Origin of the sequence: Rugosimonospora acidiphila (genome assembly GCF_039543385.1) — a bacterium.
Classification (GTDB): domain Bacteria; phylum Actinomycetota; class Actinomycetes; order Mycobacteriales; family Micromonosporaceae; genus Rugosimonospora; species Rugosimonospora acidiphila.
The window spans coordinates 1-12,683 of record NZ_BAABJQ010000028.1; the positions used below are offsets into that span (position 1 = coordinate 1).

General features: G+C 71.7%; 13 protein-coding genes. 1 reads left to right on the top strand and 12 read right to left on the bottom strand.

The features are described 5' to 3' along the window. The 3 genes from ABEA87_RS33345 to lysS all read right to left on the bottom strand — a co-directional run. A partial coding sequence (locus ABEA87_RS33345; RefSeq protein WP_146605600.1) for a Clp protease N-terminal domain-containing protein occupies positions 1–127 on the bottom strand: 127 nt, incomplete at its 3' end. 803 nt (positions 128–930) lie between these two features. After that, positions 931–1,284 carry a histone-like nucleoid-structuring protein Lsr2 gene (locus ABEA87_RS33350; RefSeq protein ID WP_345636459.1) on the bottom strand — a complete coding sequence of 118 codons (354 nt, stop codon included), beginning with the start codon at positions 1,282–1,284 and terminating at the stop codon, positions 931–933. An 88-nt stretch (positions 1,285–1,372) separates the two neighbouring features. Next, entirely contained in the window at positions 1,373–2,827 is a 1,455-nt protein-coding gene (lysS, locus tag ABEA87_RS33355) for a lysine--tRNA ligase (RefSeq protein WP_345636615.1), read from the bottom strand. Positions 2,828–2,932: 105 nt separating this feature from the next. Between lysS and ABEA87_RS33360 the strand changes: the two genes are divergently transcribed. Next, complete coding sequence (locus tag ABEA87_RS33360) at positions 2,933–3,664, top strand: class I SAM-dependent methyltransferase (protein ID WP_345636461.1); 732 nt, start codon at positions 2,933–2,935, stop codon at positions 3,662–3,664. Between the two features lie 41 nt (positions 3,665–3,705). On the opposite strand, the gene ABEA87_RS33365 is transcribed toward ABEA87_RS33360, so the two are convergent. From ABEA87_RS33365 to ABEA87_RS33405, 9 genes are all read right to left on the bottom strand, one after another. Further along, on the bottom strand, positions 3,706–4,464 hold the full coding sequence (locus ABEA87_RS33365; RefSeq protein ID WP_345636462.1) for a type III pantothenate kinase: 759 nt from the start codon (positions 4,462–4,464) through the stop codon (positions 3,706–3,708). Positions 4,465–4,496: 32 nt separating this feature from the next. Continuing rightward, positions 4,497–5,441: a carboxylating nicotinate-nucleotide diphosphorylase gene (nadC, locus tag ABEA87_RS33370; RefSeq protein ID WP_345636463.1), complete on the bottom strand. Its 945-nt coding sequence runs from the start codon at positions 5,439–5,441 to the stop codon at positions 4,497–4,499. Beyond that, on the bottom strand, positions 5,438–7,129 hold the full coding sequence (locus ABEA87_RS33375; protein WP_345636617.1) for an L-aspartate oxidase: 1,692 nt from the start codon (positions 7,127–7,129) through the stop codon (positions 5,438–5,440). Before ABEA87_RS33375 ends, nadC begins: the two co-directional genes overlap by 4 nt. A 22-nt stretch (positions 7,130–7,151) precedes the next feature. Further along, positions 7,152–8,012, bottom strand: coding sequence for a septum formation family protein (locus tag ABEA87_RS33380; protein WP_345636465.1), 861 nt, complete (start codon positions 8,010–8,012; stop codon positions 7,152–7,154). A gap of 238 nt (positions 8,013–8,250) precedes the next feature. After that, a complete protein-coding gene (panD, locus tag ABEA87_RS33385) occupies positions 8,251–8,676 on the bottom strand; it encodes an aspartate 1-decarboxylase (protein ID WP_345636620.1) in 426 nt (141 codons plus the stop codon). 2 nt (positions 8,677–8,678) lie between these two features. Then, complete coding sequence (gene panC, locus ABEA87_RS33390) at positions 8,679–9,497, bottom strand: pantoate--beta-alanine ligase (RefSeq protein WP_345636467.1); 819 nt, start codon at positions 9,495–9,497, stop codon at positions 8,679–8,681. Further along, on the bottom strand, positions 9,494–10,540 hold the full coding sequence (locus tag ABEA87_RS33395) for a Rossmann-like and DUF2520 domain-containing protein (RefSeq protein WP_345636469.1): 1,047 nt from the start codon (positions 10,538–10,540) through the stop codon (positions 9,494–9,496). Before ABEA87_RS33395 ends, panC begins: the two co-directional genes overlap by 4 nt. Positions 10,541–10,625: 85 nt before the next feature. Continuing rightward, a complete protein-coding gene (locus tag ABEA87_RS33400; protein WP_345636622.1) occupies positions 10,626–11,300 on the bottom strand; it encodes a response regulator transcription factor in 675 nt (224 codons plus the stop codon). After that, entirely contained in the window at positions 11,297–12,670 is a 1,374-nt protein-coding gene (locus tag ABEA87_RS33405) for a sensor histidine kinase (RefSeq protein ID WP_345636471.1), read from the bottom strand. The genes ABEA87_RS33400 and ABEA87_RS33405 overlap by 4 nt, the downstream gene beginning before the upstream one ends. Positions 12,671–12,683 lie beyond the last annotated feature (13 nt).

Here is a 12,683-nt window from a genome sequence, read left to right on the forward strand (position 1 = left end):
CCTCACCCTCATGGATCAGGCCAAGCAGGATGTGCTCAGTGCCGATGTAGTTGTGGTTGAGCATCCGGGCCTCTTCCTGAGCCAGGACCACAACCCGCCGTGCTCGGTCGGTAAACCGCTCGAACATTCCAGGTATCTCCTCACGTGCCTTGCGGCACCGCTTCGCAAGCCCATGAAGGCCTAACCGCATCTATCACTCTATCGCCGGCAGCCGACACTCGGCCTGGCCGAGCCTTGGCTATCCCCTAGCGGCGTAACTGACCATGGGCGGACAAACCACCGCGTACCAGCGGTTTAACCTCGGTCGCATAGTCCAACCGAGCGGGCCCCCAGGGTGTTCCACGGGGCCGCTACGCGCAGAGCGAAATCCGTCACCGCCATCGCGCGACCCGACAGCACCTCGCAGCCCGTCCCGTAGCCGCCCATCCGGCGCCTCGAGTGGCAGGGATTCGCAACCAACCGGTTATGCGACCGAACCAAATTGCAACTCCATATCGCCACAACCGGGCCCAGACGGCATCACCGGGGCATACACCCGCGTGGAGCACATTCCGAATCGTCGCACCGGCAGACCGGGCAATCGGCGGCCATCCAACCAGCCGGGCGACCACCCAACTGGTCGGGCGGCCACCCGATCGATCGGGCGGACAAGCGACCGGGACGGGATCGGGCCCACCGGCCGGGCAACGACCGGACCGCGGCGTTCGCCGGTCGGCGGGGGCGCGAGGCGGCCCGTGAGCGCCGATCGGGGACCCGACAGGCACCCGAAGATCCGGGCAGCCGAGCCCGGGTCGCACAAGGTGATCGGGGCTGGCCAAGGTCATCAGGGCTGATCATCATCGGGCTGGCCGATTTGGTCGGAGCCTGAAACCAGGAGACACCGTGACCGGCCGGTCACGGTGTCTCCCGATGCGTCGGTGCGGTTTCGATTCAGCGGCCGGCGTCGGCGTTGTACTCGTCGACGATCTCCTGCGGAATCCGGCCACGGTCGGAGATATTGCGTCCCTTGCGCTTCGCCCAGGTACGGATCGCCTTGTTCTGCTCCCGGTCGGCCGCCGCGCTGCCGCGTGCCCGCGCCGCCGCACGGCCTCCAACCACCACGCCGCCCCGGCCTACCCGACGGCCGTGCGCGATGAAATCGGAGAACGATTCCCGCAGTCGCGCAGCGTTTTTCTTGGAGAGGTCAATCTCGTACTGCACACCGTCGAGCGCGAACTTCACGGTCTCGTCGGCACTGCCGCCTTCCAGATCATCCTCAAGGATGACAACTTCCCGTCTCGCCACCGTACAGGTTCCCTTCGCATAATCGGCTGATGCCGACCCGGAAACAATAACCCGGATGGCAGCCTTTCCGTCAATAGGAACGCAGAAATCACTCGGGGCGGATCAGTGGGAACAGGATCGTCTCCCGAATGCCGAGGCCGGTCAGAGTCATCAGAAGCCGGTCGATACCCATGCCCATCCCGCCGCTCGGCGGCATTCCGTACTCCATGGCCCGGAGGAAATCCTCATCGAGCCGCATCGCCTCTGGATCACCCTTGGTCGCCAAGAGCGCCTGTGCCACCAAACGCTCCCGTTGGACGACCGGATCGACCAGCTCCGAGTACGCGGTCGCCAACTCGACACCCCGCACGTACAGGTCCCACTTCTCGGTGAGCCCGGGCGTGGTCCGGTGCGCCCGGGTCAGCGGGGTGGTGTCCTCGGGGAAATCCCGGACGAAGGTGGGCGCGATCAGCCCGGGGACCACCAACGCCTCAAACAGCTCCTCGACCAGCTTGCCGGGGCCCCAATTGGGGTCCACCGCCACGTCGTGCTTGGCCGCGTATTCCAGAAGTGTGGCCATCGGCGTTTCCACGGTCACTTCCTCGCCGAGCGCGTCCGACAGGACGCCGAACAGCGTCACCGACCGCCAAGTGCCGCCGAGATCAAACTCGCTGCCGTCGTGATGGGTCACCACTAGCGAACCGGACACGGCCCGCGCGGACTCCTGTACCAGCTCCCTGGTGAGGGTGGCCATCGTGTCGTAGTCACCGTAGGCCTGGTAGGCCTCCAACATCGCGAACTCGGGAGAGTGCGACGAGTCGATGCCCTCATTGCGGAAGTTGCGGTTTATCTCGAAGACCCGATCGATTCCGCCGACCACGCACCGCTTCAGATACAACTCCGGCGCGATTCGCAGATACAGATCCGCATCCAACGCATTGCTGTGCGTAACGAATGGGCGGGCGGTCGCGCCACCGGGCAACAACTGCAGCATGGGGGTTTCCACTTCCAGAAACCCGCGATCGTGCAGCGAGTCGCGGAGGCTGCGTACCACGGTGGCACGGGAGCGTACGGTCTGCCGGGCCTGCGGACGGACGATCAAGTCGACGTACCGCTGCCGGACCCGCGACTCCTCGCTCAGCGGCCGGTGCGCGACCGGTAGCGGCCGCAGCGCCTTGGCCGTCATCGCCCAGGCGTCGGCCAGCACGGACAGCTCGCCGCGCCGGCTGGTGATCACCTCACCGGTGACGCCTACCTGATCACCGAGGTCCACCAGCCGCTTCCAGCTCTCCAGCGACTCCGAGCCGACCCGGTCCAGGGAGAGCATCGCCTGCAGTTCGGCCCCGTCCCCCTCGCGCAGGGTCGCGAAGCACAGCTTGCCGGTGTTCCGTACGAAGATCACACGACCGGTCACGCTGACCGTCTCCCCGGTCGCGTGATCGATGGGGAGGTCGGCGTAGCGCTGCCTGATCTCGGCCAGCGTGGTGGTCCGCGGGAAGCCCACCGGGTAGGGCTGCCCGCCGTCGGTGAGGATCCGGGCCCGCTTCTCCCGGCGCACCCTCATCTGCTCCGGAAGGTCGTCTGCGGTCGGCGGCGTGGGCGTTTCGGTCACGGCGCTCAGCCTACTGGCCGTCAACTTTTGGCTCCCACTGAGTTAACCTGGCTGGCCATGACCGAGCAGAGCGAGCAGGCCCTGTCCTTCGGGCCGGCGGCCGAACGCTACGACGACAACCGTCCCTCCTACCCCCCAGCCGCGGTGACCTGGGCGCTTGGTACCCCCGCCAGGAGAGTGGTCGACCTCGGCGCCGGCACCGGGATCATGACCAGGGTGCTGCTGGCCCTCGGCCACCAGGTGGTGCCGGTCGAACCCGACGCCGGCATGCGCGAGCGGCTCGCCGAGGTCACCTCAGACACGGAACCGGTGGATGGCTCCGCCGAACGGATCCCGTTGCCGGACGGCTCGGTCGACGCGGTCGTCGCCGGGCAGTCCTACCACTGGTTCGACCGCGAGCCGGCGCACGCGGAAATCGCTCGGGTACTGCGGCCGGGCGGCGTCTTCGCCCCGATCTGGAACATCCGCGACGAGGCGGTGCCGTGGGTGGCCCGGCTCACCAAGATCGTCGACGATCCGCGCGACCGGCGGGGCCACCACGAGGGAGTGCTGGAGAATCCGGACTTCGGGCCGGAGTTCGGCACGGTCACCAGCAAGGGATTCCGGCACGAGGTGCCCATGACGGCCGACCGCCTGGTGCGGCTGGTCGCCACCAGGTCCTACTACCTGATCGCGACGCCCGAGCGGCAGGCCGCCGTCGACGCGCAGGTCAGGGAGCTGGCGGCCGAGCTGCCGGAGATCTTCCCGCTCCCCTACGTAACGATGATCTACAAAGCGACTCGACGCTGAGGGCACGGCGGTCGCCGCCCGGCCTCGCCGGACGGCGGCCGTCACACGTTGCGCTCGTACACCATCCGCAGGCCGATGAGGGTGATCATCGGCTCGTGATGGGTGACCGTCCGGCACTCGCCCAGCACCACCGGGGCCAGCCCCCCGGTGGCGATCACGGCCTTGACCTCGCCCAGGTCCTCGGTCATCCGCTCGACGATCCGGTCCACCAGGCCGGCGTAGCCGAAGTACATCCCGGACTGCAGGCACTCCACGGTGTTCTTGCCGATCACCGAGCGCGGCTTGGCCGGCTCCACCTTGCGCAGCTGCGCGGCCCGGTCCGCCAGGGCGTCGAAGGAGATCTCGATGCCCGGGGTGAACGCGCCGCCGAGAAACTCGCCGCGGGCGCTGATCACGTCGAACGTCGTGGTCGTGCCGACGTCGACCACTATCGACGGGCCGCCGTAGAGGGTGTACGCCGCCAGGGTGTTGACCACCCGGTCGGCGCCGACCTCCTTCGGGTTGTCGATGGCCAGCTGCACGCCGGTGCGCACGCCCGCCTCCACGACCACCGCTGGCAGCCCGGCGTAGTACCGGGCGAGCATGCCGCGCAGCGACCGCAGCGCCGCCGGTACCGTCGAACACGCGGCCACCCCGGTCAGCTCGACGTTGTCCGCGGCGAGCAGCCCCCGGAAGTGCAGGCCCAGCTCGTCGGCGGTGGATCGGGCGTCGGTCTTGATCCGCCAGGAGTGCACGAGCTTGTCACCGTCGAAGGTGGCCAGCACGGTGTTCGTGTTTCCGATGTCGATGCACAGCAGCACGGCAGTGACTTTACGGCGGCCGGACTCGCCCGCTAGACGCCGGTACGGCGGGAACGAAGGTCCATGGCGATGTCCAGAATCGGCGAGGAGTGGGTCAGCCCACCGACCGACAGGTAGTCCACCCCGGTCTCGGCGTACCGCCGCGCCACCTCGAGGGTCAGGTTGCCGGTGGCCTCCAGCTCGGCCCGGCCTCCCACCGCGCCGACCACCTCGCTGAGCAGCTCGCTCGACATGTTGTCGCAGAGCAGGAACGTGGCGCCCGCGGCCACCGCCTCCCGGGCCTCGTCCACCGTGGTCACCTCGACCTGGATCGGCACGTCCGGGAAGGCGGCCCGGATCCGGTCATAGGCGGCGGTCAGCGAGCCGGCGGCCAGCTTGTGGTTGTCCTTGATCATGGCGACGTCGTACAGGCCCATCCGCTTGTTGGCGCCGCCGCCGGCGCGCACCGCGTACTTGTCCAGGATCCTCAGGCCGGGCGTGGTCTTGCGGGTGTCCAGAACGGTCGCCTTGCTACCGGCCAGCACGTCCGCCCAGGCGCGCGTGTGGGTGGCCACGCCGGACATCCGGCACAGGAGGTTCAGCGCGGTGCGCTCGGCGGTCAGCAGCGCCCTGGTCGGCCCGGAGATCGTGGCCAGGACGTCGCCCCGGACCACCCGCTCGCCGTCCTTGGCCACCGCGACGAACGTGGCACCGCCCGGGGCCGCGGTCCCGCCGGCCGGCGAGCCGGCGTGCGCCGGGGTGGCGGCCGACGAAGCGAGGTCGAACACGGCGGCGGCCACCGCCAGCCCGGCGACCACGCCCGGCGCCCGGGCCACCAGATCACCGGTGTCGGTCTGCTCCGCCGGGATGGTGGCCACGCTGGTGACGTCGACGCCGTCCGGGCCCAGGTCCTCGGCCAGCGCGCGCCGGACGATGTCCTGTACCTCCGCCACATCGAGACCGTCCGCCGTCAAAGCGTCCACTGTGGACTGATTCATGCCCTCGCCGCCCATTCCTCGGTCAACCGGCCGTCGGCGTCCACCGCCGCCAGCAAATGTCCGCGCCAGTCTTCGGACGCGTCGGGGAAGTCCTCCCGCCAGTGGCAGCCCCGCGTCTCCTCGCGCCGCGCCGCCGCGGCCAGCAACGCCGAGGCCACGGTGAGCAGGTTGCTCGCCTCCCACGTCTCGGTGCACGGGGTGGATCGGGCGCCGCTCAACTCCGTCAGGGTTGCGGCCGCCTCCGCCAGGGAGTCGGCCGAGCGCAGCACCCCGACACCGGCGGTCATCGCCCGCTGCAGCGGATGCCGCACGGCCGCGTCGACCACGAACCCGCCCGACCGGACGGGCGCCACGGGTTCGGCCTGCGGCGGCAGGTCGGCCGCCACGTCCACGGCGATCCGCCGCGCGAACACCAGTCCCTCCAGCAACGAGTTGGAGGCCAGCCGGTTGGCGCCGTGCACGCCGGTGCAGGCGGCCTCGCCGCAGGCGTACAGGCCCGGGATCGTGGTGCGTCCGCGAAGGTCGGTGCGCACGCCGCCGGACGCGTAGTGCGCGGCCGGCGCGACCGGGATCAGGTCGCCGGTCGGATCGATGCCGGCCGCCAGGCAGGAGGCGGTGATGGTGGGGAACCGCCGGGACAGGTCGGGCACGTGGCGCGCGTCCAGGTACACGTTGTCGACGCCCTGCGCGCGCATCTGCCGGAAGATGCCCTTGGCCACCACGTCGCGCGGTGCCAACTCGGCCAGCTCGTGCTGGCCCACCATGAACCGCCGGCCCTCGCCGTCCACCAGGTACGCGCCCTCACCGCGCAGCGCCTCGGAGACCAGCGGCTGCTGATCCCCGAAGGACGGCCCGTACAGCGCCGTCGGGTGGAACTGCACGAACTCGAGGTCGGTCACTGCCGCGCCGGCCCGCAGGGCGAGCGCGACGCCGTCGCCGGTGGACACCGTCGGGTTCGTGGTGGACGCGTAGACCTGGCCCATGCCGCCGGTCGCCAGCACCACCGCCCGGGCCAGGATCGCGCCGACCCCGTCCTCGGCGCCCTCACCGAGCACGTGCAGGGTCAGGCCACACGCCCGGCCGCCCGCGTCGACCAGCAGGTCCAGCACGAGCGCGTGCTCCACCAGCCGGATCCACGGGTCGCGCCGCACCGCCGCGTGCAGGGCCCGCTGGACCTCGGCACCGGTCGCGTCGCCGCCGGCGTGCACTATCCGGTTGGCGTGGTGGCCGCCCTCCCGGGTCAGCATCAGCGAACCGTCCGGGTACCGGTCGAACTCCGCGCCCCAGCGCATGAGCTCCCGTACCCGCGTGGGCCCCTCAGTGACCAGCACGTCGACCGCCGCCGGATCGCACAGCCCGACCCCGGCGGTGATGGTGTCCAGGGCGTGGGCGGAAGGGGTGTCCAGCGGATCGAGGACCGCCGCGATCCCGCCCTGTGCCCAGCGGGTCGAGCCGTCATCAATGTTGACCTTGGTCACCACCGTGACGTGCAGCCCGGCCTCGCGCAGATGCAGCGCGGCGGTCAGCCCGGCGACGCCGGAGCCGACGACTATCACGTCGGTGTTCTCGGCCCAACCGGGCTCGGGCGCCGGCAGCCGGGCCGGGAGCACCGGCAGGGTCGGCAGCTCCGGAAGGGCCGGCAGCTCCGGCAGGGTCGGCGAGGAGGTGGTGAGCGTGGACAGCGCCATCTGGCGATTCAAACCCACCTGTTCATTGTGGCAGCGGCCGGGCCCCGAGACTGCGAATCGAGCCACGTAGCTTGACATCGGCCAGTGCGTAGCAGGCGAAGGTCTGGTCACTGCCCAACCAGGTCTGCGCGGTGGTCGGACCGACATACCCAACGGACAGGTCGGTGCGGTTCGCGCTGCTGGAAAGGCCCAGGTAGGCACGGACAACCTCACCGCAGCCCCGGTTTGCGCTGTCCTTGACGGCCTGCGCCTCGAACGGCGCGTCCGGCGGGGTCAGCGTGTAGGTGCCCGCGAACTCGCCCTCGTGTTCTTCGTCACAGGAGACGTACAACGAACCGTCGCTGCCCCGCGTCACGCACGCGGCGGCGACCTGATCGGCGGCCCCCTTCAGGCTCGCGCTACGGGTGGCGAACCGGGTACCGGCGGCATCGATGGTCTGGGCCAGCGCGCAGCCGAAGAACCCGTCGCGTTGCGGGCTGATCCAGTCGGCGAGCACGGTCACCCGCGCCTTGTGCCAGTCGAGACCGAGAAACCGTGTGGCAAAGGCGCCGCAGGCGCGCCGCACCTCGGCGAGCATCAGGTTGCTCGCCACCGGGCCGTCGCGGCCGCCGGACCGGGCCCGCTTGATCAGGTCGTGGTCGACCTGCCCGACGTGGTACACCTCGGTGGTGTGCCCGGCGGTGCACGCGACGGAACCCCCGGGCCAGGGCAGCAGGCCGCGCGCCGCGGACGGATCCACCTGGGCGCACGAGCCGACGGCGGGCGCACCGGCCGGCACCGCGCTGGGAATCGGGTCGGACCGGTTGAGCGTCCACTCCAGGACACCGATCGCCAGCACCACCACCACGACCGCGGCGAGCAGGCTCCAGAAGCGCCGGGACATCCGTCTCCCTCCCACCCTCGGGCGTGGCCGCACATCCGCCGACGCCCCGGGCGGCGCGGCCGAGCCGGATCGCTGGCGCGGGCGAGCAGCACCAGCGCCTGGCTCGGCGAGCGACGGGTGGGCATCACCGGCAGGCTGCGCAGCCTATGGAGTCGCGCGGTCGGGGCGCAATGGCCCGATCAGGCGGGCCGGTCGCGGTCCGTCGATGGGTACCGGTGGTGAGGTGGGTCGAATGGCCTCAGCGGGCGAGTACCGCGTCGCCGCGGGTCGGTTCGCCGGCCATGCCGGGTACCGCCGAGGCCGGGTCGGTGCCCAGTTCGATGACCCGGTTCGCCGCGTCCACGTGCACGATCCGCGGCCGGTACTCCCGGGCCAGCGCGTCGTCCATCTGCCCGTACGAAATCAGGATCACCAGGTCGCCGGGGTGCATCAGGTGCGCCGCCGCGCCGTTGATGCCGATCACGCCGGAGCCGCGCTCGCCCGGGATCACGTAGGTCTCCAGCCGGGCACCGTTGGTCACGTCGACGATCGCCACCTGCTCGCCGGGGAGCAGGTCGGCCGCGTCCATCAGCTCCTCGTCGACCGTTACCGAACCCACGTAGTGCAGGTCCGCCTGGGTGACGGTGGCGCGATGAATCTTGGATTTGAGCATGGTGCGGAGCATGGTCATGCGATCTCCAAGGCGGTGTTGTCGATAAGTCGGGTGCTGCCCACCCTGGCCGCGATCAGCAGCCGCGCGGGTCCGCTGGCCGGGGCCGGACCGAGCTCGGGGTCGGTCAGCGCGAGGTAGTCCAGTTCGACCTCGGTGCCCAGCGCCGCCCGGGCGGCGGCCAGTACCGCGTCCGGGCCACCGGTCGCGCCCGCACCGGCCGCGAGCGCGGCGGACAGCGCGACAGCGGCCCGCCGCTGCGCCGGGTCGAGGTACCGGTTGCGGCTGGACCGGGCCAGCCCGTCGGCCTCCCGTACCGTTGGCACGCCGACGATCCGCACCGGCAGGTCGGTGTCGCGCGCCATCCGCCGCACCAGGGTCAGCTGCTGGTAGTCCTTCTCCCCGAAGAACGCGAGGTCCGGCCGGGTCAGGTGCAGCAGCTTGAGCACCACGGTGAGCACTCCGTTGAAGAAGCCGGGCCGGCTGGCGCCCTCCAGGATGTCGCCCAACGGACCGGGGCTCACCCGGATCGACGGCTCGCCGTGCGGGTACATCTCCTCCCGGGTGGGCGTGAAGACCACGTCGACCCCGTTGCGGGCGCAGACGGCGAGGTCGGCGTCGAGGGTCCGCGGGTACCGGTCGAAGTCCTCGTTCGGCCCGAACTGCAGCGGGTTGACGAAGATCGTCACCAGTACCCGGTCGGCCCGCTCGGCGGCCGCCCGGATCAGTGCCTCGTGGCCGTCGTGCAGGGCACCCATGGTCATCACCACCGCCACGGTGCCGGCCATCTTGACCCTGGCATCGGACAGCTCGGCGCGGTTGGTAGCGACGATCATGCGACGACCTCCTTACCGTGATCGGGACGGTGAGTCTTGGCGACCGGCGGGCCGCCCGGCCGGTCGGCCGCGGCGTCGGTCACGTCGCCGCGCCGGTGAGCGGCGTCGGTTAGTGCGTCGCCGGTCACGTCGGCGCGCCGGTGGGCGGCGTCGGCGAGCGCGTCGAGCAGGGGCGCGGCCTCCGCCCCGCCGAGCCGGCCGGCGGCGATCGCCCGGTCCGCGGTGCGCCGGGCCAGCGCCAGGTACGCGGGCAGGGCGTCCGGTGCGGTGTCGGCCAGCACCTCCAGGTGCCGGGACACGGTACCGGCGTCGCCGCGCGACACCGGCCCGGTCAGGGCCGCGTCGCCCATCCGCAGCGCGTTGTCCAGGGCGGCGTGCAGCAACGGATCCAGCATCCGTTCCGGCTGGCGCACGCCCGCGTCGCGCAGCCGGTCCAACGCGTCATTGACGAGCGTGACCAGGTGGTTGGCGCCGTGCGCGAGCGCCGTGTGGTACAGCGCCCGGTGATCCTCAGTGATCCACTCCGGGCTGCCGCCGAGCCGCCGCACCACGGCGTCGGCCAGCGGCCGGACGTCCGGCGGCGCGGTCACCCCGAACGGGATGCCGGCGCGCAGCCGCTCCAGGTCCGCCCGCCGGCCGGTGAAGGTCATCGCCGGGTGCAGGGCGAGCGGCCGGGCGCCCTTGGCCACGGCCGGGTGCAGCACGCCGACGCCATGCGCCCCGCTGGTGTGCGCCACGACCTGCGCCGGACGATCATTGCCGGAGCGGCGGAAGGCACCGGACTCGGCCAGGTGCGCGACCATCGGCGCGAGCGCGTCGTCGGGTACCGCGAAGATCACGAGGTCGGCCTCGCCGGCGATGTCGGTGGGGCGCCGCAGCGGGGTACCGGGAAGTAATTCCTCAATCCGGGAGCGGGCCTCCGCGGAGCGGCCGGAGGCACCGATGAGGTGGTAGCCGGCGGCGGCGAGCGCCGCCCCCAGGATCGAACCGACTCGCCCGGCTCCGATGATGCCGACGGTCTCGACGCACGGCGAAGCGCCCATGATCTGATCCAGTCCTCGCAGGTGGGTACCGGTCGGTGCCAGTATGCGCCGGTTGCCCGACCTCACCCAGGGCCTGTGGCGATCTTCACTGGCCGGGCCGAACCAGCCCCGTCTCGTAGGCGAGAATCACCGCCTGGACCCGGTCACGCAACCCCAGTTTGGTGAGAATCCGCCCCACATGCGTCTTGACGGTGGTCTCCGCCACGTACAAGTTCTCGGCTATCTCCACGTTGGACAGCCCCTGCGTGACCAGCAGCAGCACCTCGCGTTCCCGCTCGGTCAGGGCCGCCAGCCGGCCGGCGTCGCCGGGCCTGGGCGCCAGTTGACCGGCGAACCGGTCGAGCAGCCGCCGGGTGATCCGCGGTGCGACCACGGCCTCGCCGCCGGCCACCACCCGGATCGCGGACAGCAACTCCTCGGGCGGCACGTTCTTGAGCAGGAACCCGCTCGCCCCGGCCTGCAGCGCGGCGAACGCGTCGGACTCGGTGTCGAAGGTGGTCAGCACCAACACCCGCGGCCCACCGCCGGCGGCGGAATCGCGGTCGCCGCCGCACAGCCGGCGGGTCGCCTCCACGCCATCCATGATCGGCATGCGGACGTCCATCACCACCACGTCGGCCCGCACCCGCCCGAGCACCCGCAACGCCTCCGCGCCGTCGCCGGCCTCCCCGACCACCTCGATGTCGGGCTGGGATGCGAGAACCATCCGGAACCCGGCGCGGACCAGCGACTGGTCGTCGACGATGACGACCCGGATCACGTCCACGGCACCTCCGCGGTGACCCGCCAACCGCCGCCCAGCCTCGGCCCGGCCTCGAAGGTGCCGCCGTGCACGGCCACCCGCTCGCGCATGCCGACCAGACCGTGACCCGGCTCACCCGGCCGCCGGGTCGGCCCCGTACCGCCGCGCCGGCCGTGGCCGCGCTCGCCCTCGTCCGCGGGCCGGCCCGACCGGTTGTGGCGCGCCTCGGGGGCCGGCGCGCCCCCGTCGTCGGTGGCCTCGATCCGGACCAACCCCGGCCGGTACCGCAGCGCCAGCTCCACCCCCGCCGCCTGCCCGGCGTGGCGCAGCACGTTGGTCAGCGCCTCCTGGACGATCCGGTACACGGTCAGGTCGGCGGCCGCCGGCAGCTCCGGACGCCCGCCGTCCTCGGTCAGCGTCACGCCAAGCCCGGCCGTGCGCGCGCGATCCACTAACGCGCCGAGCTGGTCCAGCCCGGCACGGCGCCGGTCGGTCCCCGGCTCTGCCTCGTCCTCGCCGCCGCGCAGCACACCCACCAGCCGGCGCATGTCCTCCAGCGCGTCCCGGCCGGTCGCGGCCACCTGCCTGATCGCGCCCTTCGCCCGCTCCGGATCGCCGTCCAGCGTGTACGCCGCGCCGTCCGCCTGCACGATCATGACGGCCATGCTGTGCGCCACCACGTCGTGCAGCTCCCGGGCGATCGACGCGCGCTCGGTGGCCACCGCGATCCGGGCCAGATGATCACGTTCCCGTTCGGCGGTGAACGCCCGCAGCTGGAGGCCGGCGACGTAGAGCCGGCGGGTGCGCACCGTGTACCCGGACAGCCAGACCGCGCCGCAGATCGCCAGGAAGAACGCCGACTCCTCGATCCACAGCCGGGGGTGACTCACCAGGCCCGGGCGGGTGGCGACGTGCCGGTACAGCTCGATGCCGCAGCCGATCGCGACCGGTACCGCGGCGAGCAGGCCGTGCCACAGCAACCGCCCGTACTTGACGACGGAGTACATCGCGATCAGCACCGCGATGTCGTACGGCTGCGGGTCCTGCGTGGGCGGGTACAGCAGCACCTGGAGCAGCCCGCCGGCGCACACCGCGGCCAGCACCGCCAGCGGGTACCGGCGGCGGGCGAGCAGCGCGGCGGCCATGCCCAGCCCGATCAGCTCGACGCCGGTGTACCGCCTGTCCAGAACCGGCAGCGCGGCGAGGACCAGGACGATCCCGGCGACCATGAGGTCGAACAACGCCGGCCGCAGGCCGATCCTCGGCCCGGAATCCGGTCGCGCGCGCGACCCGGAGCCGCCCCCGGCGCTCGACGCGGAACCGCCCGCGGCCGGCGACCCGGAATCGGGTCGGGCGGCGCTCCGGCGCATCCCGGACAGGCTGACCATTCACCGAGGGTAT

Bases quoted from the DNA above. Each gene is read 5' to 3' on its own strand.
- lysS (WP_345636615.1), bottom strand. From the start codon at position 2,827: ATGAGGGTGCGCCGGGAGAAGCGGGCCCGGATCCTCACCGACGGCGGG.
- ABEA87_RS33360 (WP_345636461.1), top strand. From the start codon at position 2,933: ATGACCGAGCAGAGCGAGCAGGCCCTGTCCTTCGGGCCGGCGGCCGAA.
- nadC (WP_345636463.1), bottom strand. From the start codon at position 5,441: ATGAATCAGTCCACAGTGGACGCTTTGACGGCGGACGGTCTCGATGTG.
- ABEA87_RS33375 (WP_345636617.1), bottom strand. From the start codon at position 7,129: ATGGCGCTGTCCACGCTCACCACCTCCTCGCCGACCCTGCCGGAGCTG.
- ABEA87_RS33380 (WP_345636465.1), bottom strand. From the start codon at position 8,012: ATGTCCCGGCGCTTCTGGAGCCTGCTCGCCGCGGTCGTGGTGGTGGTG.
- panD (WP_345636620.1), bottom strand. From the start codon at position 8,676: ATGCTCCGCACCATGCTCAAATCCAAGATTCATCGCGCCACCGTCACC.
- panC (WP_345636467.1), bottom strand. From the start codon at position 9,497: ATGATCGTCGCTACCAACCGCGCCGAGCTGTCCGATGCCAGGGTCAAG.
- ABEA87_RS33395 (WP_345636469.1), bottom strand. From the start codon at position 10,540: ATGGGCGCTTCGCCGTGCGTCGAGACCGTCGGCATCATCGGAGCCGGG.
- ABEA87_RS33405 (WP_345636471.1), bottom strand. From the start codon at position 12,670: ATGGTCAGCCTGTCCGGGATGCGCCGGAGCGCCGCCCGACCCGATTCC.